Source organism: Pectobacterium polonicum (assembly GCF_005497185.1).
GTDB lineage: Bacteria > Pseudomonadota > Gammaproteobacteria > Enterobacterales > Enterobacteriaceae > Pectobacterium > Pectobacterium polonicum.
In genome coordinates, this window is sequence record NZ_RJTN01000001.1 from 422,864 (window position 1) to 442,066 (window position 19,203).

At 55.4% G+C, this 19,203-nt stretch carries 18 protein-coding genes; 11 read left to right on the forward strand and 7 right to left on the reverse strand.

Features of this window, described 5'->3' with window-relative positions:
- The first annotated feature begins 4 nt into the window (after positions 1–4).
- The gene (gene seqA, locus EDI29_RS01865) at positions 5–544 is read left to right on the forward strand and encodes a replication initiation negative regulator SeqA (protein WP_039472538.1); all 540 of its coding nucleotides are present in this window, start codon (positions 5–7) and stop codon (positions 542–544) included.
- 47 nt (positions 545–591) lie between these two features.
- Entirely contained in the window at positions 592–2,235 is a 1,644-nt protein-coding gene (pgm, locus tag EDI29_RS01870) for a phosphoglucomutase (alpha-D-glucose-1,6-bisphosphate-dependent) (RefSeq protein ID WP_039472539.1), read from the forward strand.
- A gap of 63 nt (positions 2,236–2,298) precedes the next feature.
- Here pgm and EDI29_RS01875 read toward each other — a convergent pair whose 3' ends face one another.
- The 7 genes from EDI29_RS01875 to kdpF all read right to left on the reverse strand — a co-directional run bounded on the left by EDI29_RS01875 (position 2,299) and on the right by kdpF (position 11,050).
- The gene (locus EDI29_RS01875) at positions 2,299–2,727 is read right to left on the reverse strand and encodes an EamA family transporter (RefSeq protein ID WP_039535892.1); all 429 of its coding nucleotides are present in this window, start codon (positions 2,725–2,727) and stop codon (positions 2,299–2,301) included.
- Between the two features lie 82 nt (positions 2,728–2,809).
- Positions 2,810–3,490 (reverse strand): two-component system response regulator KdpE, encoded by a 681-nt coding sequence (kdpE, locus tag EDI29_RS01880; protein WP_137739474.1) that lies wholly within the window; start codon positions 3,488–3,490, stop codon positions 2,810–2,812.
- 5 nt (positions 3,491–3,495) lie between these two features.
- Positions 3,496–6,225, reverse strand: a complete 2,730-nt coding sequence (gene kdpD / locus EDI29_RS01885) for a two-component system sensor histidine kinase KdpD (RefSeq protein WP_137739475.1) — start codon at positions 6,223–6,225, stop codon at positions 3,496–3,498.
- 302 nt (positions 6,226–6,527) lie between these two features.
- Positions 6,528–7,103 (reverse strand): potassium-transporting ATPase subunit KdpC, encoded by a 576-nt coding sequence (kdpC, locus tag EDI29_RS01890; RefSeq protein WP_137739476.1) that lies wholly within the window; start codon positions 7,101–7,103, stop codon positions 6,528–6,530.
- Positions 7,104–7,115: 12 nt separating this feature from the next.
- Positions 7,116–9,242, reverse strand: coding sequence for a potassium-transporting ATPase subunit KdpB (gene kdpB / locus EDI29_RS01895; protein WP_395303344.1), 2,127 nt, complete (start codon positions 9,240–9,242; stop codon positions 7,116–7,118).
- Between the two features lie 30 nt (positions 9,243–9,272).
- Positions 9,273–10,961 carry a potassium-transporting ATPase subunit KdpA gene (gene kdpA, locus EDI29_RS01900; protein ID WP_137739477.1) on the reverse strand — a complete coding sequence of 563 codons (1,689 nt, stop codon included), beginning with the start codon at positions 10,959–10,961 and terminating at the stop codon, positions 9,273–9,275.
- Entirely contained in the window at positions 10,961–11,050 is a 90-nt protein-coding gene (gene kdpF, locus EDI29_RS01905) for a K(+)-transporting ATPase subunit F (RefSeq protein WP_014914657.1), read from the reverse strand. Before kdpF ends, kdpA begins: the two co-directional genes overlap by 1 nt.
- Positions 11,051–11,472: 422 nt before the next feature.
- On the opposite strand from kdpF, the gene EDI29_RS01910 reads away from it, so the two are divergent.
- The 9 genes from EDI29_RS01910 (at position 11,473) to nei (ending at position 19,169) form a co-directional block, all read left to right on the forward strand.
- Positions 11,473–11,679, forward strand: a complete 207-nt coding sequence (locus tag EDI29_RS01910) for a YbfA family protein (protein ID WP_137739478.1) — start codon at positions 11,473–11,475, stop codon at positions 11,677–11,679.
- Positions 11,680–11,978: 299 nt separating this feature from the next.
- Positions 11,979–12,938, forward strand: a complete 960-nt coding sequence (locus EDI29_RS01915; RefSeq protein ID WP_137739479.1) for a YbgA family protein — start codon at positions 11,979–11,981, stop codon at positions 12,936–12,938.
- A 21-nt stretch (positions 12,939–12,959) separates the two neighbouring features.
- Positions 12,960–14,438, forward strand: coding sequence for a deoxyribodipyrimidine photo-lyase (gene phrB / locus EDI29_RS01920; protein WP_137739480.1), 1,479 nt, complete (start codon positions 12,960–12,962; stop codon positions 14,436–14,438).
- Complete coding sequence (locus tag EDI29_RS01925) at positions 14,431–15,174, forward strand: type 2 GTP cyclohydrolase I (RefSeq protein ID WP_137739481.1); 744 nt, start codon at positions 14,431–14,433, stop codon at positions 15,172–15,174. The genes phrB and EDI29_RS01925 overlap by 8 nt, the downstream gene beginning before the upstream one ends.
- A gap of 156 nt (positions 15,175–15,330) precedes the next feature.
- Entirely contained in the window at positions 15,331–15,987 is a 657-nt protein-coding gene (gene pxpB / locus EDI29_RS01930) for a 5-oxoprolinase subunit PxpB (RefSeq protein WP_137739482.1), read from the forward strand.
- Positions 15,981–16,925, forward strand: coding sequence for a 5-oxoprolinase subunit PxpC (gene pxpC / locus EDI29_RS01935; RefSeq protein ID WP_137739483.1), 945 nt, complete (start codon positions 15,981–15,983; stop codon positions 16,923–16,925). The genes pxpB and pxpC overlap by 7 nt, the downstream gene beginning before the upstream one ends.
- On the forward strand, positions 16,915–17,652 hold the full coding sequence (gene pxpA / locus EDI29_RS01940) for a 5-oxoprolinase subunit PxpA (protein WP_137739484.1): 738 nt from the start codon (positions 16,915–16,917) through the stop codon (positions 17,650–17,652). The genes pxpC and pxpA overlap by 11 nt, the downstream gene beginning before the upstream one ends.
- Positions 17,653–17,681: 29 nt before the next feature.
- Complete coding sequence (pcp, locus tag EDI29_RS01945; RefSeq protein WP_137739485.1) at positions 17,682–18,329, forward strand: pyroglutamyl-peptidase I; 648 nt, start codon at positions 17,682–17,684, stop codon at positions 18,327–18,329.
- Positions 18,330–18,377: 48 nt separating this feature from the next.
- Positions 18,378–19,169 (forward strand): endonuclease VIII, encoded by a 792-nt coding sequence (nei, locus tag EDI29_RS01950; protein ID WP_137739486.1) that lies wholly within the window; start codon positions 18,378–18,380, stop codon positions 19,167–19,169.
- The last annotated feature ends 34 nt before the right edge of the window (positions 19,170–19,203 follow it).

A 19,203-nucleotide genomic window follows, 5' to 3' on the forward strand; every position in this document is an offset into this window, starting at 1 on the left:
AAAGATGAAAACTATTGAAGTCGACGAAGAGCTTTATCGTTATATTGCCAGCCACACACAGCATATTGGTGAGAGCGCATCGGATATTTTACGGCGTATGCTGAAATTTACTGCTGGGCAGCCTGTCACAACGCCAGCGGTAGCGGCTGTTGCAACAACGACGACGTCTCAGCCTGCCGCTGCGCCGAGCCCGCGCGATCGGGTACGAACCCTGCGTGAACTGCTGCTGTCGGATGAATACGCTGAACAGAATAAAGCCATCAATCGCTTTATGCTGGTTCTGTCCACGCTGTATACCTTATCGCCGCAGGAATTTGCTGCCGCGACAGAATCCCTTCATGGCCGCACCCGCGTCTATTTCGCGGGCGACCAGCAAACGTTGCTTCAGCATGGCACACACACCAAGCCCAAACATATTCCGGGCACGCCATACTGGGTGATTACCAACACGAATACCGGTCGTAAACGCAGCATGGTTGAGCACATCATGCTGACGATGCAGTTCCCAGCGGAACTGACAGAAAAAGTGTGCGGAACCATCTAATTATTTATTAACTACTTATCTAACTACAGCGTTAGGGAGAAGCGCCAATGGCTAATCACCCAAGGGCCGGACAGCCTGCCCAGCAGAGCGATTTGATTAATGTGGCACAGTTAACGTCACAATATTATGTGCTGCGCCCGGAAGTCGGCAACACAGCGCACGCGGTGAAATTCGGTACGTCTGGTCATCGCGGTAGCGCGGGGCGCCATAGCTTTAATGAACCGCACATTTTGGCAATTGCGCAGGCGATTGCTGAAGAGCGTAAAAAGCAAGGTATCAGCGGCCCGTGCTATGTCGGTAAAGATACTCACGCGCTCTCCGAGCCGGCGTTTATCTCCGTGCTTGAGGTGCTGGCTGCCAACGGCGTGGATGTGATCGTTCAGTTGGATAATGGCTTTACCCCAACGCCTGCGGTGTCTAACGCGATACTGGTTCACAATCGTCAGGGCGGTGCGCTGGCGGATGGCATTGTAATTACGCCGTCCCACAACCCGCCGGAAGATGGTGGCATTAAATATAATCCGCCAAACGGTGGCCCGGCAGATACCAACCTCACCAGTGTGATTGAGACGCGTGCCAATGCGCTGCTGGCGGATGAACTGCGTGACGTGAAACGTATTACGCTGGATCAGGCGTTGAAAAGCGGACACGTCCATGAACAGGATTTGGTTCAGGCCTATGTAGAAGGGCTGGCTAGTGTGGTGGACATGGCGGCGATTCAACGCGCGGGTCTGAAACTGGGCGTCGACCCGCTGGGTGGTTCCGGCATTGCCTACTGGCAGCGTATCGCAGAGCACTACAAGCTGGATCTGACACTGGTTAACGATGCCGTCGATCAGACATTCCGCTTTATGTCGCTGGATCACGACGGTGTGATCCGTATGGACTGCTCGTCAGAATTCGCTATGGCTGGGCTGCTGGCGCTGCGTGACAAGTTTGATCTGGCATTTGCCAACGATCCTGACTATGACCGCCACGGTATTGTTACCCCGGCAGGGCTGATGAACCCGAACCACTATCTGGCAGTGGCAATCAACTATCTGTTCCAGCATCGCCCACAGTGGGGGCAGTCTGTTGCCGTCGGCAAAACGCTGGTATCCAGCGCAATGATCGACCGCGTGGTGGCAGATTTGGGTCGTAAGCTGGTGGAAGTGCCGGTTGGCTTCAAATGGTTCGTTGACGGCCTGTATGACGGCAGCTTTGGCTTCGGTGGTGAAGAAAGTGCGGGGGCGTCTTTCCTGCGTTTCGATGGCACGCCGTGGTCGACGGACAAAGACGGCATCATTCTGTGTCTGCTGGCGGCGGAAATTACGGCCGTGACGGGTAAAAACCCGCAGCAGCACTATGATGAGCTGGCACAGCGCTTTGGTGCACCGAGCTACAACCGTATTCAGGCTTCTGCGACACATGCACAAAAAGCGGCGCTGTCTAAGCTGTCGCCTGAGCAGGTGTCGGCCAGTACGCTGGCGGGCGATCCGATTACTGCACGTCTGACCGCTGCACCGGGTAATGGGGCATCGATTGGTGGCCTGAAAGTGATGACGGAGAACGGCTGGTTTGCCGCGCGTCCTTCCGGTACAGAAGAAGCCTACAAGATCTACTGTGAAAGTTTCCTCGGGGTGGAACACCGCGAGCGTATCGAGAAAGAAGCGGTAGAGATTGTTAGCGCGGTTCTGGCAACGGCTAAATAAGTGGAAAGGCGCTGCTTGCAGCGCCTTTTTTAATCTTGTGCAGCGATAAAACGTAGAGTGTATTTATCCCAAGGCAACCAGCAACGCTCCCACAGAAATCAGTGCCACACCGGCTCCTGCCATCAGCGAAATTTTTTCTCCCAGCAGTATGACCGCCAGCACGACGGCAAATACCACGCTGAGCTTATCGATCGGCGCGACCTGTGCAACGTTGCCGTTCTTCAACGCGACAAAGTAAAACAGCCACGATAGCGCTCCCGCGACGCCGCTGAGCACAATGAACAACAGCGCTTTCTTATTCGCGATAACTTCACCGACCAGCGCCAGCTTACCTTGCGCGACCACTACCCCCACCAGAAAAAGTGCCATGATGACGGCACGAATCGCGGTCGCCGTATTGGCGTCCAAATTTTGCAGACCGATTTTGCCAAATATTGCCACCATCGCGGCACATACGGCAGACAACAAAGCATAAATTAACCAACTACTCATGACGGCGTATCCCTGAAGAGAAGGCAGGCGCGTACCGTGGGAGAAGTTCGCCAAGGACGCTGCCTGATACAGAAGGATGATTTTACGGTATAAATCGATAACCGATAGCGGTTTCAGTCAAGAGATGGCGAGGTCTTGCCGGGTCGCTTTCCAGCTTCTGGCGTAGGTGCCCCATATAAATACGCAGATAGTGGCTGTGCTCGACGGCGTTTGGCCCCCAGACCTGCGTCAGGAGTTGGCGCTGCGTCAGCACTTTGCCGGGGCTGGCGAGCAAGGTTGCCAGCAGACGAAATTCGATGGGCGTCAGGTGCAGTTCCTGACCGTCGCGATTCACCTGCCGATTAAGCAAATCTACGGTGATCGCACCGAAGCTCACCAGCGGCGTTTCCTGCTGGGTATGGCTGTGGCGACGGAGCGCAACGCGCAACCGTGCCAGCAGCTCGCCGATGCCAAACGGTTTGGTTAGGTAATCATCGGCACCGGCATCCAGCGCATCTATTTTATCCTGCTCGTCGGTACGGGCAGATAGCACAATAATGGGCAGGCTGCTCCACTGACGTAAATCGCGGATGTAGTCGATACCGTTGCCGTCTGGCAGGCCCAAATCGAGAATAATCAGATCGGGTTTGCGCGTGGCCGCTTCTAACAGGCCGCGCTGCATCGTTTCTGCATCAAACACGCGGCAACCTTCGCCTTCCAGCGCCTGACGTACAAAACGACGGATCTCTTTTTCATCTTCAACGATCAGAATAGTGGCCTGCAATGGATTTAGTGCTCCTCAATATCTTCTGGTGCGAGATCCGGCGGTGCTGAGAGCGGTAGCGTGAAATGGAAAGCGGCACCGCCACTTTCTGCATTTGTTGCCCAGATATGACCACCGTGAATTTCCACGATTGCCCGACAGATCGCTAGCCCCAGCCCCACGCCGGGAATCGATGACTCTTTGTGACCACGGGAAAATTTATCAAAAATCATACTTTCCTGGCCGGGCTCAATTCCCGGTCCATTGTCCTGCACGATGATTTCCAACGCATTTTCCTGCGTATCGGCCTGCGGGATAGCGTGTGCCGTAATGACGATGGTGGCCTGCTCTCCGGCATACTTTAGCGCGTTCTCCAACAGGTTAATGAACACGCGTTCCACCAGCCCTGCATCACAATAAACCAGAACCATCTCACCAGGTAGATTAACCTGAATGGTGTTTTTCGCCAGCGCGTTTTCCAGCTGTTGCAGGGCGCTGCCGATTAACTCCTCGGGGGTTTGCCACTCTTTGCGCAGGTTAAAGCCATCCGACTGAATACGTGCCATGTCGAGCAGATTATTAACCAATCGCGTCGTGTTCAAAATGTGCTGGCGAATCTGATTGGCCTGCTGAGCGTAAGGTGACCCTGCGCTCGCCAGATTCAACGTCAGAATCTCAGCCTGACCAAAAAGTACCGTCAGCGGCGTGCGCAGATCGTGCGAGAGTGCGGCAAGCAGCGAGTTACGCAACTGCTCACGTTCGGCATCCAGCCGGGCATTTTCTGTACTTTGCATCAGGTGCAGACGCTCCAGCGCATTAGCGATCAGCACGGTAAAGGTTTCCAACAGCCGCTGCTGCTCAGGAATCATCAACTGCCTAGCGTTATTAGGCTCGATCGCCAGCACGCCGAAGATTTGCTGTGTGGTGGTGAGTGGCAGAACCTGATACGACACACCGGGCAGGGTGGACGTTCCCGCACCAGCAGGCGCACGATGATCGAAGCTCCAGCGCGCGATAGCGTTATCGACAATCAAGGACTGGCTATCGCGCGTAGGCTGTTGGCGGTCGGGCGAGGGGGGCAGGCTATCGGCCAACAGAACGGCGATCTTGGCCTGAAACGTGGTGCTGAGAAAATGCTGACTGGTCTCGACGATATCCGCGCTGGACAGGCTGCGGTTCAGCGCCTTGGACATCTCATACAGATGGCGGACGCGCTGCTCACGATAACGAGCGACTCTGGCCTGATAGCGCACGCCTGCCGTCAGATTACCAACCAGCAGGCCGACGCCGAGCATCACGGCAAAAGTAAGCAGATATTGTGCATCCGATACGGCAAACGTACCGCGCGGCAGAATGAAAAAGAGATCGAAACTGGCGACGTTAATCACGGCAGCGAACACCGACGGCCAACGACCGAAGAATAGCGCGACGATGACGACAGCCAGCAGATAAATCATCACCAGATTGACCGATTCCAGCATGGCAAACGGTGACCACGAGGCAAGCAGGGTGATAAAGGCGCACAGCAGCGTTGCCAGCCCGCAACCGAATAGCTGCATGCGCCATTTTTCTACCAGTCCGCGGGCATCCGGTGTTTTAATCGGTGCGGCTGGCGCATCATCCTGTACGGCGACGACGACCAGATCGAGATCCGGCCCCAGCCTGCCGAGCCGTTCGGCAAAGCGCGTGCGCCACCACCAGCCGAAGCGCTGCTCCACATGGCGACCAATGACGATTTTGCCGAGGTTGTGCTCACGCGCATAGCGCAGGACGGCAAGCTCTTCGTCGGGTTCCGATAGCGTAACGGTTTCAGCCCCAAGATCCTGTGCTAGCTTGAGAGCCCGCAAGATGGCACGCCGCTGCGGTTCGGGTAACCGGTGCAAGCGCGGCGTTTCGACGTAAACCGCGTGCCAGACACTCCCCAGCCGTGCCGCAAGCCGTGCTGCCGTGCGTACCAGCTTTTCATTGCCCGTGCCGTGGCCGATGCATAACAGAATGGCATCGCGCGTATGCCAGACCTGCTCGCGCCCTTGTCCCGCACGCATAGCGCGCATTTGATCGTCAACCCGATCTGCCATGCGCCGCAGCGCTAATTCACGCAGGGCGATCAAATTGCCTTTACGAAAAAAGTTCTCGACGGCGCGTTCGGCCTGTAGCGGCAAATACACTTTGCCTTCATTTAAACGCTGGCGCAGATCGTCCGGCGGCAGATCCACCAAAATGACTTCGCTGGCCTGATCGAAGATGGGGTCCGGCACGGTTTCCCGGACTCTGATGCCAGTTACGCCGCCGACCACGTCGTTCAGGCTTTCCAGATGCTGGACGTTCACTGTGGTAAAGACATCGATTCCGGCATCGAGCAGTTCCTGTACGTCCTGCCAGCGTTTGGGGTGACGAGATCCATTCACATTGCTGTGCGCCAGCTCATCGATCAGAATCAGTGCCGGACAGCGTGCCAGCGCGGCATCCAGATCGAATTCGACAGTGTGACGACCGTGATGGCGAAGATGCTTGAGTGGCAACTGCGGCAATCCATCCAACAGCGCGGCGGTTTCGCTACGGCCGTGGGTTTCGACCACGCCGACAAGAATATCCAGTCCTTGCGCCCGCAGCCGCTGGGCTTCCTGCAACATGGCATAGGTTTTCCCTACGCCCGCACAGGCGCCAAAAAAGATTTTCAGCTTGCCACGCGGCGGCGCACCGATCTGTGCCAGCAGGTTATCGGGGTCTGGGCGACGATCTTCACCGTCAATCATGTTCTATCCCTTATTAGCGCGGCCTGAACGGTGGCCAGGCCGCAGATAAAGCGATGTATGGAACGAAAACGGTGGTAATGGATAGAAGAGTAAAGCGTTTGCGCCATGGACAAAAACGTCAGGAACGTTTTTGAACGTCGCTTGCGACGGCCCTGAAAGGGTGAATCTCAGGGATGAGATTCATATCTGCGCAATCCGAGCGTACAGGGACGTATTCACAGCGTCTTTACGATCTACCCATTACCACCGCTCTGCAGCCTCGGCGGGGTTCCGTATAATAATTAATAGTAACGCACTGTCGATTAAGGCAGTGGCTTTTCCTTATCCAGCGCCAGATTTAACAACAGGACATTGACCGTCGGCTGTCCAATGAACGCAGGCTTGCTGGTCTCGGTAAAGCGATCGATCAATTGTTGTATCTGCTGGAGCGACAGCCCTCTGGCCTGTGCGACGTAAAGTGCCTGATAGCGTGCCGCCTCCGGGGAAATCTGTGGATCGAGTCCGCTGCCGGATGCGGCCAACAGCTCGGTAGGAATGGGCTGCTGATTGCCGACGACCTGATGCCAATGAATGGCGCGTTCGCTTATCTGCTGATCGAGCACCGGATTGCTGGCGGCCAGATTGCTACCGCCGGACGCCAGTGCGTTATACGGGGCATCTGACGTGGCCGACGGACGCCCCTGAAAATAGCCAGCACGATTGAACGGCTGCCCGATCAGGGATGAACCGACGACGGCATTCTCACGGTAAATCAGCGATCCGTTTGCCTGTGTCGGGAACAGCCACTGTGCCAGCACGGTGGTCAGCAGCGGGTAGGCCAGACCGGTAAACAGCAGTAATAACAAGAATAAAAACAAAGAAGAACGTAAATAGCGCATACCCGTCAGTCCTTAAGCCAAACTCAGCCCGGTCAGTAACATATCGATGAGCTTGATACCGAGGAACGGCACCAGCAGCCCGCCAAGACCATAAATCCACAAATTGCGGCTTAGCTGTGCCGCCGCGCTCATGGGGTGATAGCTAATCCCTTTGAGCGCCAGCGGGATCAGAAACACGATAATCAGCGCGTTGAAGATCACCGCTGACAGCATGGCCGAGGTAGGGGAGTGCAGTTGCATCACGTTTAGCGTATTGAGCTGCGGATAGGTAGCAGCAAAAGCGGCCGGGATAATGGCGAAATATTTTGCCACATCGTTGGCGATACTGAACGTCGTCAGCGAACCGCGCGTCATCAGCATCTGCTTGCCGATATGCACCACTTCGATCAGCTTGGTCGGGTTGGAATCCAGATCGACCATGTTGCCTGCTTCTTTTGCTGCCTGCGTGCCGGAGTTCATCGCCACCGCGACATCGGCCTGCGCCAGTGCGGGCGCATCATTAGTGCCGTCGCCGGTCATCGCCACCAGTCGCCCTTCGGCTTGATACTGGCGAATCAACGCCAGCTTGGTTTCCGGTGTCGCTTCTGCCAGAAAATCATCGACGCCCGCTTCTGCGGCAATCGCTGCCGCCGTGAGCGGGTTGTCGCCGGTGATCATCACGGTTTTGATCCCCATACTGCGCAGCTCGGCGAAGCGCGCCTTGATGCCGCTTTTGACGATATCTTTCAGCTCCACCACGCCAAGCACGCGTTTGCCTTCTGCAACGACCAGCGGTGTGCCCCCGCTGCGTGCGACGTTGGATACCGCCTCTTCGACCTGATGCGGAAAATCGCCATTGTTCGCTTCAATGTAGCGACGCAAGGCATCGACAGCGCCTTTACGAATGGTACGTTGGCCGAAATTGACACCACTCATGCGCGTCTGGGCGGTAAAGGGAACAAAGGTAGCGTCCAGCGACGTTAAGTCCTGCTCCGGCAGGTTAAAGCGCTGCTTTGCCAGCACCACGATGCTGCGGCCTTCTGGCGTTTCATCGGCTAAAGAGGCAAGGCGCGCGGCGTCAGCCAGTGCCTGTTCGGTCACGCCCGGCGCGGGCAGAAAAGCGGAAGCCTGACGGTTACCCAGCGTAATGGTGCCGGTTTTATCCAGCAGCAGAACGTCGATATCGCCCGCCGCTTCAACAGCGCGGCCGCTGGTGGCGATCACGTTAGCCCCCAGCATCCGGCTCATCCCCGCTACGCCGATCGCTGACAGCAGGCCACCGATAGTGGTCGGGATCAGGCAGACGAGCAGGGCGACAAGCACGGTCACACCGACGACATCGCCACTGTTATTCGCCTGTACGCCGAACCAGGAGAACGGGTAGAGCGTGGCAGTCACCAGCAAGAAGATGAGCGTAAGCTCGATCAGCAGAATGGTTAAGGCGATTTCGTTCGGCGTTTTTCGACGCTGTGCACCTTCAACCATAGCAATCATTCGGTCGAGGAAGGTTTCTCCGGGGTTAACGCTGCACTGAATCACCAGCCAGTCGGACAGCACGCGGGTGCCACCCGTGACGGAAGCGAAATCACCGCCGGACTCGCGGATCACCGGCGCGGATTCCCCGGTAATGGCGCTTTCATCGACGGATGCGCCGCCTTCCAGCACTTCACCGTCGCACGGAATGGTTTCACCCGCACTGACCAGCACGATATCGCCTTTACGCAGGCTGTCTGCTGGTACCGATTCTGAACTGGCATCGTGATTCGGCGCGGAGAGCTTGTTAGCCCAACTGGTTTTCTTGACGCCTTTCAGCGCGTTTGCCTGCGCTTTGCTGCGGCCTTCCGCCAGTGCTTCGGCCATGTTGGCGAACAGCACGGTAAACCACAGCCAGAGTGACACCAGCCCGGTAAACACGGCATTTCCTTCCGTTTTACCTGCCAGAATAGTCAGCCAGACAAGGGTGGTCAGCATACTGCCGAGATACACCACAAACATGACCGGGTTGCGCCACTGTATGCGCGGGTCGAGTTTCTTCAACGCATCTTTCAGCGCCGAACGGATTAACGTGCTGTCAAACAGCGTTTGTTGTTTACGTTTGCCAATGTGGCGAGCCTCACCCTGTTGGGCTGAGGTCGGTTCCTGTGTTGCCTGATGATTCATCGTGTGACGAGTCATAAAGAGTCTCCAGCCTTAGTGAGTCAGGCCGAACTGTAAATGTTCAGCAACTGGCCCTAACGCCAGTGCAGGGATAAACGTCAGCGCACCAATCAGCAGAACGATGGCGATGAGCATGCCGATAAACAGCGGGCTGCGCGTTGACAGTGAGCCTTTGCTTTCCGGCTGACGCTTTTTCACGACCAACGAGCCAGCGATTGCCAGCACGGGCACCATGACGGCAAAGCGGCCCAGCAGCATGGCGACAGCGAGCAGGACGTTATAGAACGGCGTGTTAACGCTGAGGCCAGCAAACGCACTGCCGTTGTTGTTTGCGGCGGAAGACACCGCATAGAGCACTTCGCTAAAGCCGTGCGCGCCGGGGTTCAGAATGCCGCTGCGCCCCGCTTCCGTACTCAGCGCCAGCGCCGTACCGAGCAACACCAGCGCAGGGGGAATCAGAATCGCCAGCGCCGTCATCTTCATCTCATAGACTTCGATCTTTTTGCCCAGATATTCCGGCGAACGACCAATCATTAGGCCGGCAATAAAGACGGTCAGAAGCACGAATAGCAGCATGCCGTACAGGCCAGAGCCGACGCCGCCGAACACCACTTCGCCAATTTGCATCAGCCACATGGGAACCATGCCGCCGAGTGCCGTGAAGGAGTCATGCATGGCGTTTACCGCGCCTGTCGAGGTGGCCGTGGTGACAACGGCATACAGGCTGGACGTCAGGACGCCAAAGCGCGTCTCTTTACCCTCCAGATTCGCTACGTTGTCCGAGCCTAATGCCAGCAGATGCGGGTTGCCGTTGACCTCCATTTTCATCACCACAGCCGCCGCGACGATAAAGATCAGCGTCATCGCCCACAGCAGTGCGTGGCCTTGCCGCTTATCGCTGACGGCTTTGCCAAAGGCGAAGCACAGCGCAGTAGGGATCAATAGGATCGCCAGCATTTGTACCATGTTGCTGAGTGCCGTCGGGTTTTCAAACGGATGTGCCGAGTTGGCACCAAAGAAGCCGCCGCCGTTGGTGCCTAGCAGTTTAATCGCTTCCTGTGAGGCAACAGGCCCCATCGGCAGCGTTTGGGCTGCGCCGTCTAGCGTGGTCAAATGCTGATAAGGCAGCAGGTTCTGCAATACGCCCTGACTGACAAAAAACAGCGCCAGCAGCAGAGACAATGGCAGCAACACGTACAGCGTGATGCGAAATAGATCGAGCCACGCATTGCCCAGCGTATCGACGCAGCGACGGGAAAACGCGCGGATTAACGCGAAAGCCACCGCCATGCCGCTGGCGGCAGAAAGGAAGTTTTGTACCGTTAGCCCGACCATCTGACTCAGGTAGCTCAGCGTGTTTTCGCCGCTGTAAGCCTGCCAGTTGGTATTGGTGACAAAGCTGACTGCCGTGTTTAACGCCAAATGCCACGACAGCCCCGGCATATTTTCTGGGTTAAGCGGCAGAGCACCCTGCGCCATTAACAGCACAAACAGCACGAGAATGCCGATCAGGTTAAGTGTCAGAATGGCCGCCGCATACTGCTGCCAGCGCATTTCCGTTGTATCCAAAGCGAAAAGGCGCGTCGTTCCCGCTTCAAACTTTTGCAGGAGCGCACCTGTTTCGCCCTCAATCAGACGGGCCAGCCCGCTACCCAACGGCTGGGCGACGATCAGCACGGTGAGCAGCAGACCAAAGATCAGTAAAAAAGCATCAGCGGCCATCAGAATTCCTCCGCCTTCAATAAGGCATAAACCAGATAGACCAGTAACAGCAGCACGAGTAGGCCGCCTAAGACGATGCTAAGCGTCACAACACACCTCCAGAACAAAATAGACAGCGTCAGGGTAGGAAAACGCAGGAAAAGAAGGTGCAAATTTCCCATCTGCGAGCGTAAAAAAAGTATAAAAATGGGATGAAAAGTAGGCGATGGAAGGGGGAGTGGCGTTATGGGATTAACAAAATCGTCTGCGGCAAGAAAAGGGTATTAAGCGGAAGGAATGAATTGATCCAATCTAAAAACTATAAATTAACCAATGGTAAATTTATTATTAACGTTATTGTAACTTAATGACACGATGGCGAAAAAATTGGCGATTATTTCATCTTTTACTGGTCAGATGAGTAGTAAACTTTCAGGAAAGGCGGTAAAATTTTAACCAATGTCACAGTTCTTATTTTATCGTTATGAAAAGCGCCGCTGAACAAGGGTGCTTATCCCAGAGGAGGATCGTTATGTCGCTTTATACTACTTATCCCTTGCACCGTATTCTCCTGCGTCGCACCGCCGTGGTTGCCATCGGCGTGTTGGCATTACCGGTGATGCTGTTCCGCCGCGATCGGGCGCGTTTTTACAGCTATTTACACCGTGTCTGGCTGAAAACCAGCGATAAGCCGGTATGGATGGCGCAGTCCGAAGCCGCCGCCTGCGATTTCTATTAAGGCCAGCGTGTAAGATCTGTCGTGTTTATCTGCTGTATACCTGAAACGGGAATGGCAGATAAGCACGAAAAATGAACCGCATTTTATTGCTGGGGTAGCGGTTAAGCGATCTTCCGATGCTGTCTGTCCGTTTCCTTTCCCGCCAGCTATCCCATTATCCCTCTCCAATCTTATGATTTATTACTTTATTCTTTGCTGTGACTGCACTGAATCGCGGTGAAATCCGCTATGCTGGTCAGAGGGTTTGCAGAATGCCAACGCACATGCAGCTTGAACTATGACGGGTATAAGGATAAATCATGACGCTCGAACTCATCCCTGTTGGTATCAGCGCCTGCCTGCTCGGTAACCCCGTGCGGTTTGATGGCGGACACAAGCGTTTGACGTTTGCCGCTGAACAATTGGCACCCTATTTTCGTTTTGAGCCGGTCTGCCCGGAAATGGCAATTGGTTTACCGGTACCGCGTCCGGCACTCAGACTGGTGCGCGAAGGGGAAAGCCACATCACACTACGCGCCAGCAATGGTTCGCCGCTGGATGTTACCCAGCAGATGACGGTGTTTTCCGCTGATAAAGTCAGTCAGCTTCAGCACTTATGCGGTTATATCGTCTGCGCCAAATCGCCGAGCTGCGGTATGGAGCGCGTGAAGGTTTACAATGAAACGCAAAAGGATGCGCGTAAAAGTGGTATCGGCCTGTTTACGCAGGAGCTGATGCGGCAAATGCCTTGGCTACCGGTTGAGGAAGACGGACGACTGCAAGATCCCGGCTTGCGGGAAAATTTCATTGAGCGCGTTTATGCGCTGCACGAACTGAATCAGCTATGGCAAAACGGGCTGAGCCGTGGTGCGCTTATTGCCTTTCATAGCCGCTATAAGTTACTGCTGTTGGCGCACTCCCAGCCGGAATACCGTGAGTTGGGACCGTTTGTTGCGGGAATCGATAAGTGGGAATCGCTGGAAGACTACATTGTTGAATACCGGATGCGGTTGATGAAGCTGCTATCGACACCTGCGACGCGACGCAACCACACCAATGTGCTGATGCACGTGCAAGGTTACTTCCGACGTCAGCTAAATTCTCAACAGCGACAGGAACTGGCGCAGCTTATCGATCGCTATAGACAGGGTTTGCAGCCGCTATTGGCACCTATCACGTTGCTAAAACATTACATGGCGGAATATCCCGATGCGTATCTGGCTCAGCAGCGTTACTTTGAGCCGTACCCAGAAGCATTGCGCCTGCGTTATGGACACTAATTTGATCGCCTGAGGGGTTTCATGACCACGCCTGTCGTTACACATGTTGTCTGGCTGCGCAATGACCTGCGCGTTACCGATAATCTGGCACTGTATGCGGCCTGTCAGAATCCGAATGCGACCGTGCTGGCGGTATTCATCGCGACGCCTGCGCAGTGGAAGCAGCATGATATGGCACCGCGTCAGGCGACTTTTCTGTTAGAGAACCTGACGCTGGTGCAGCACGCGCTGGCCGAAAAGGGTATCCCGCTGCATTACCATGAATGTGCTGACTTTGCGGCGTCGGTTGACTGGCTGGTGCACTTTTGTGCGCAGCAGCAGGCTACCGATCTTTTCTACAATTATCAGTATGAAATCAACGAGCGCCTGCGTGATAAGCAGATGAAAGATCGGCTGGCGGAGAGCGTGGTTTGTCACGGCTATCATGACAGCCTGTTGCTGCCGCCTGGCAGCGTGCTGACGGGCAACGGCGAGATGTATAAAGTGTTTACGCCCTTTCGTCAGGCCTTTATCAAACGCCTGCTGGAGTCGGATACCACGTGCGTACCGGCACCGGATGCACGCGGTGAGCCGATAGATAACACGGTGGAACTGGCACCGTTCAGCTATCCGCAGCGCGAAGTGGACAGTGAGGATTTTCCTCGCGGCGAACGCGCGGCTTTGCAACAATTACGCCGTTTTTGCCGAGAACAGGTACAGGATTACGATCAGCAGCGGGATTTCCCCGCGCAGCCAGGCACCAGTAAACTGTCTCCGTATCTGGCACTTGGCATCGTATCGCCACGGCAATGTTTTAACCGCCTGCGTACTGAATGCCCAGAGATGCTGGAACAGCGTGAAGGGGGGGCATTTACCTGGTTTAACGAACTGGTCTGGCGTGAGTTTTACCGTCACCTGATCGTCTCCTGGCCGCAGTTGTGTAAACACCGACCATTCACCGCATGGACGCAGTGGGTGACATGGCGGGAATCACCGGAGGATTTAGCCGCCTGGCAGCAGGGGAAAACCGGCTATCCGATTGTGGATGCCGCGATGCGTCAACTGAATGAAACGGGATGGATGCACAATCGCTTGCGTATGATTTGCGCCAGTTTTCTCGTCAAAGATTTACTGATCGATTGGCGTGAAGGTGAGCGCTACTTTATGTCGCAACTGCTGGATGGCGATCTGGCGGCGAATAACGGCGGCTGGCAGTGGGCTGCCTCGACCGGCACCGATGCGGCACCTTATTTTCGTATTTTTAATCCGACAACGCAGGGCGAGCGTTTTGATCCCGACGGTCGGTTTATTCGTCATTGGCTACCCGAACTGGCCGCCGTGCCGGATAAAGACATTCATCAGCCCCATCGCTGGGCAGACAAACAACATTTTAAGCTTAGCTATCCGCTGCCAATCGTCGACCACAAAACCGCCCGTCAGGATACGTTGGCGGCATTTGAAGCGGCAAAAAATATCGGTATGGCGAATAACGATCGAGAAGAGAAGAGTAAGTATGCGTAATACGGAATTGGAAAGGGTCATTAACGAGAAGCTGAGTACCGCGGCGTTTCAGGATTACGCGCCTAATGGTTTACAGGTTGAGGGACGTGCCGAAGTCAAACGTATTGTGACGGGCGTAACGGCCTCACAGGCGCTGTTGGATGCGGCGGTAGAAAAGCAGGCCGATACGATTCTGGTTCACCACGGCTATTTTTGGAAAAACGAACCGCAAATAGTCTGTGGTATGAAGCGTAATCGACTGAAAACGCTGCTGCTCAATGATATCAACCTGTATGGCTATCATCTGCCGTTGGATGCACACCCGGAATTGGGGAATAACGCACAGTTGGCAGCGCTGCTGGAGATTCAGGTGCTGGGCATGATCGAACCGCTGGTGCCGTATGGCGAGCTGGTGCAGCCCATGACAGCAGAGGCATTTTGCCGTCGCGTAGAAAAGCGGCTGGGGCGTAGTGTGCTGCATTGTGGGGATAATGCACCGCAACAGATACAGCGTGTGGCCTGGTGTACCGGTGGCGGCCAAGGGTTTATTGAACAAGCGGCCCGGTTCGGCGTTGATGCCTTTATTACTGGTGAAGTGTCTGAGCAAACCATCCATATTGCTCGTGAGATGGGGCTGCACTTCTTCGCTGCCGGACACCACGCTACCGAGCGCGGCGGCATTCGTGCGTTGGGTGAATGGCTGGCGGCGCAACATGGTTTTGATGTGACATTTATTGATATTCCTAACCCGGCCTGATGGGCTGAAAATATCGGTATCGCACAGGAATGATGGCGTATTTTTTATGTTGGCATCGTTGTTGCTTAGCTATTGAGAAGAAAATAGAACAGTAAGCAGTGCTAATCATTTAGCCATGTTCACCATGATGGATAAAACGCGATTCAGGAGGAAAAATTGCAACGAGCACGGTGTTACCTTCTGGGCGAGAGGGCTGTCGTTCTGGAACTGGAACCGCCCATGTCTCTGGAGAGCCAGCAGCGGATATGGGGACTTGCCGAGCGCCTGAATCACCATGAAGAGGTGCTGGAAGCGATTCCGGGTATGAACAATCTGACGGTGCTGTTGGCGCATCCACAGCAGGTGGCGCTGGATGCGATTGAACGCTTGCAGCGCTGGTGGGAAGAGAGCGAATCGCTGGCGTTTGACCCACGCGATATCGACATTCCCGTCGTGTATGGTGGAGATGCAGGGCCGGACTTGGTGGAGGTTGCCGCTCACAGTGGCCTGACAGTGAGTCAGGTTGTGGAAGCACATGCGGCCGCACAGTATGTGGTTTATTTTTTGGGCTTCCAGCCGGGTTTTGCCTACCTCGGCGGATTAAATGAAAAACTGCATATGCCGCGCCGCGCTGAGCCGCGCCTGCGCGTGGCCGCAGGATCGGTCGGGATTGGTGGCGCCCAGACGGGGATTTATCCGCTGGCGACGCCGGGGGGCTGGCAACTGATTGGTCGCACCTCGCTGAAATTGTTTAATCCACAAACGATGCCGCCAACGCTGCTGCGTCCCGGTGATAACGTTCGGTTTTTGCCACAGAAGGAGGGCGTATGCTGAAGGTTATCCATGCCGGATTACATACGTCGGTGCAGGACGGCGGTCGCGTCGGTTTTCGTCGTTTGGGCATCAGCCAGTCAGGTGCGCTCGATCTGCCTGCTCTACAAATGGCTAACCTGCTGGTGGGCAACGCGGAGAATGCTGCCGCGCTGGAAATTACGCTGGGCAAGTTTAGCGCAACATTCACCACCGCCTGCTGGGTGGCGCTAACCGGCGCGGACTGCCATGCCGAGCTGGATGGGAAGCCGCTCTGGACAGGCTGGCGTTTCGCCGTGAAGCCGGGGCAAACGTTGAAAATGCGCCTGCCGCGTAACGGAATGCGCAGCTATCTGGCGTTGTCCGGCGGCGTGGATGTGCCGGAAGCATTGGGTTCGCGCAGTACCGATTTGAAAGCCGGGTTTGGTGGTTTTGACGGGCGTTTATTAAGGGATGGCGATGAGCTTCCGTTGGGGACGCCGATTCGTGAATTGACGCGAGAAGTCGGTATTAAGCAGTTGTTATTCAGCAACCGCGTGCGGGCATTGCCGGGGCCGGAGTATCAGGAGTTCAGCGAAGAGATGCAGGATCTGTTCTGGCGCACCTCCTGGCAACTGAGCCCGCAAAGTAACCGCATGGGGTATCGTTTGATGGGGGCTGAGCTACAGCGCACTACGTCATCAGGTAATAAACCGCGTGAGCTGCCTTCACATGGGCTGTTGCCGGGCGTCGTCCAGGTTCCCCACAATGGTCATCCTATTGTATTGCTGGCGGATGCGCAGACTACCGGCGGTTACCCGCGTATTGCGAGTGTGATTGAAGCGGATTTATTCCATTTGGCGCAAATCCGGCTCGGTGAACCGATACATTTTATTCACTGTACGCCGGCTCAGGCGCAAAAAGCCGCAGAAGAACAGCGGCGTTACCTCGAACAATTGGCGTGGAGGCTGCATGATTATTGATCTAAATGCCGATTTGGGCGAGGGCGGTGAGAACGATGAAGCGCTGCTGAAGTTGGTGACATCGGCCAATATTGCCTGTGGGTTTCACGCCGGCGATGCACAGACCATGCGCCAGTCAGTGCGCTGGGGGATGGGCTATGGGGTCGCGCTTGGTGCTCACCCAAGTTTTCTCGATCGTGAACATTTTGGTCGCAAGGCGATGAATGTACCCGCAGAAATTGTCTTTGCGCAGATGGTCTATCAGCTTGGTGCACTCAGTGCGATCGTTGCTGCTGAAGGGGGAACGCTGTCGCACGTAAAGCCTCACGGTATGCTTTACAATCAGGCTGCCAGCCAGCCAGAGTTAGCCGATGCGATAGCCAAGGCGGTGAAGGTCGTCAATCCGGCATTGCGTTTGGTTGGGTTGGCGGGAAGCGAATTAATCCGCGCTGGGCAACGGCTGGGGTTGGAGACGCGTCAGGAAGTGTTCGCCGATCGCTGCTATCTGCCAGACGGGGCGCTAGTACCACGCACTCAGGCTGGGGCATTGATTAACAGCGATGAACTGGCACTGGCGCAGACGTTGGAAATGATTCAGCGCCAGCGGGTTAGGGCGATCGACGGCTCCTGGGTTAACGTACAAGCCGATACCGTATGTATCCACGGCGATGGGCAGCATTCGCTGTTGTTTGCCCGCAAGCTGCGTAACTGTTTTAGCCAGCATCAGATCGCTGTTGCTGCCGCGTAATCATTATTTTTGTATGACGGGGATAACCGATGAAAACCGTTTTAATTACGGCGTTTGAACCTTTTGGGGGGGAAGCGATTAACCCCTCCTGGGAAGCGGTAAAAGTCCTTCATCAGCGAGAAGTTGGCGGTGCGCGCGTGGTGGCCTGCCGTTTATCTTGCGTCTTCGATCTGTCGCTGGAGCAGCTTTACCGTGCGATGGCTGAATGGCAGCCGGAAGTGGTGATCGCAGTGGGACAGGCAGGCGGTCGTGCCGATATTACCGTCGAACGTGTGGCGATTAACATTAATGATGCGCGAATTCCTGATAACCGAGGCAACCAGCCGATTGATACGCCCGTGGTAGAAAACGGGCCAGCGGCGTATTTCTCGACGCTGCCGGTGAAAGCGCTGGTCCAGGCATTACGCGTGGCGGGCATTCCCGCTGCGATATCGCAAACTGCGGGGACGTTTGTCTGCAATCACGTGATGTACGGGCTCTTACATCATCTCCATCAGCAGGGCGATGTGGTACGTGGTGGTTTTGTGCATATTCCCTATTCGCCGGAACAGGCCGCACAACACCCCGGTGAGCCGAGTATGCCCACGTCGCTAGTCACAACGGCGCTAGAAGTGATGATCAAGCAGTCGCTGATGCAGCAGGGTGATGTGGCACTGACTGGTGGTTCATTACATTAGTCTAGCGAATCGCTCTGTCGCAGAGCGTCTGATTTCAGGGAGTAAAGTATGCCGGAAGGACCGGAAATTCGCCGGGTGGCCGATAAGCTGGTTGAGGCAGTGGTGGGGAAAACGCTGACGCGTGTCTGGTTTGCGTTTCCAGAACTGAAGCCGTACGAAACACAATTGGTCGGGCAGCAGGTCAGGCAGATCGAAACGCGCGGGAAGGCGTTGCTGACCTATTTTAGCAACGAACGGGTGCTGTATAGCCACAATCAGCTCTATGGCGTATGGCGAGTTGTGAATGCGGGCGAGTCGCCGGAAACAAAACGAGATTTGCGCATCCGGCTAGAAACGCAGGATCGTGCCATTTTGCTCTATAGCGCATCAGATATTGAAATGCTGACGCCGGAGGCACTTGCCACACATCCTTTTCTGCAACGTATTGGCCCGGATGTGTTGGATCTTTCGCTGACGCCAGAACAGGTCTGTGAGCGTTTGTTACTCCCGCGTTTTCGTCGCCGCCGGTTCAGCGGGTTGTTGCTGGATCAGGCTTTTCTCGCGGGGTTGGGAAATTACCTGCGCGTTGAGATTCTCTGGCAGGCTCGATTGGCACCTCAACATACGGCGTCACAGTTGAATGAAGAACAGTTACAGACGCTGAGTCGGGCACTGCTGGATATTCCCCGGCTGTCCTACAACACGCGCGGCACCGCTGATGAAAACCACCATCATGGTGCAATTTTCTCGTTCAAGGTTTTCCACCGTGAAGGGGAAGGCTGTGAGCGCTGCGGTGGAATCATTGAAAGAACGATGCTGTCATCGCGCCCGTTTTATTGGTGCCCGCACTGCCAGAGGTAGTAGAAGTAAGAGAAATTCGGTTCTGAAGCAACAA

Coding starts and splice junctions, on each gene's coding strand:
- EDI29_RS01910 (WP_137739478.1), top strand. CDS start 11,473: ATGTCGCTTTATACTACTTATCCCTTGCACCGTATTCTCCTGCGTCGC.
- phrB (WP_137739480.1), top strand. CDS start 12,960: ATGACCACGCCTGTCGTTACACATGTTGTCTGGCTGCGCAATGACCTG.
- seqA (WP_039472538.1), top strand. CDS start 5: ATGAAAACTATTGAAGTCGACGAAGAGCTTTATCGTTATATTGCCAGC.
- pcp (WP_137739485.1), top strand. CDS start 17,682: ATGAAAACCGTTTTAATTACGGCGTTTGAACCTTTTGGGGGGGAAGCG.
- pgm (WP_039472539.1), top strand. CDS start 592: ATGGCTAATCACCCAAGGGCCGGACAGCCTGCCCAGCAGAGCGATTTG.
- EDI29_RS01925 (WP_137739481.1), top strand. CDS start 14,431: ATGCGTAATACGGAATTGGAAAGGGTCATTAACGAGAAGCTGAGTACC.
- kdpD (WP_137739475.1), bottom strand. CDS start 6,225: ATGATTGACGGTGAAGATCGTCGCCCAGACCCCGATAACCTGCTGGCA.
- kdpB (WP_395303344.1), bottom strand. CDS start 9,242: ATGAATCATCAGGCAACACAGGAACCGACCTCAGCCCAACAGGGTGAG.
- nei (WP_137739486.1), top strand. CDS start 18,378: ATGCCGGAAGGACCGGAAATTCGCCGGGTGGCCGATAAGCTGGTTGAG.
- pxpA (WP_137739484.1), top strand. CDS start 16,915: ATGATTATTGATCTAAATGCCGATTTGGGCGAGGGCGGTGAGAACGAT.
- pxpC (WP_137739483.1), top strand. CDS start 15,981: ATGCTGAAGGTTATCCATGCCGGATTACATACGTCGGTGCAGGACGGC.
- EDI29_RS01915 (WP_137739479.1), top strand. CDS start 11,979: ATGACGCTCGAACTCATCCCTGTTGGTATCAGCGCCTGCCTGCTCGGT.
- kdpC (WP_137739476.1), bottom strand. CDS start 7,103: ATGCGCTATTTACGTTCTTCTTTGTTTTTATTCTTGTTATTACTGCTG.
- kdpA (WP_137739477.1), bottom strand. CDS start 10,961: ATGGCCGCTGATGCTTTTTTACTGATCTTTGGTCTGCTGCTCACCGTG.
- EDI29_RS01875 (WP_039535892.1), bottom strand. CDS start 2,727: ATGAGTAGTTGGTTAATTTATGCTTTGTTGTCTGCCGTATGTGCCGCG.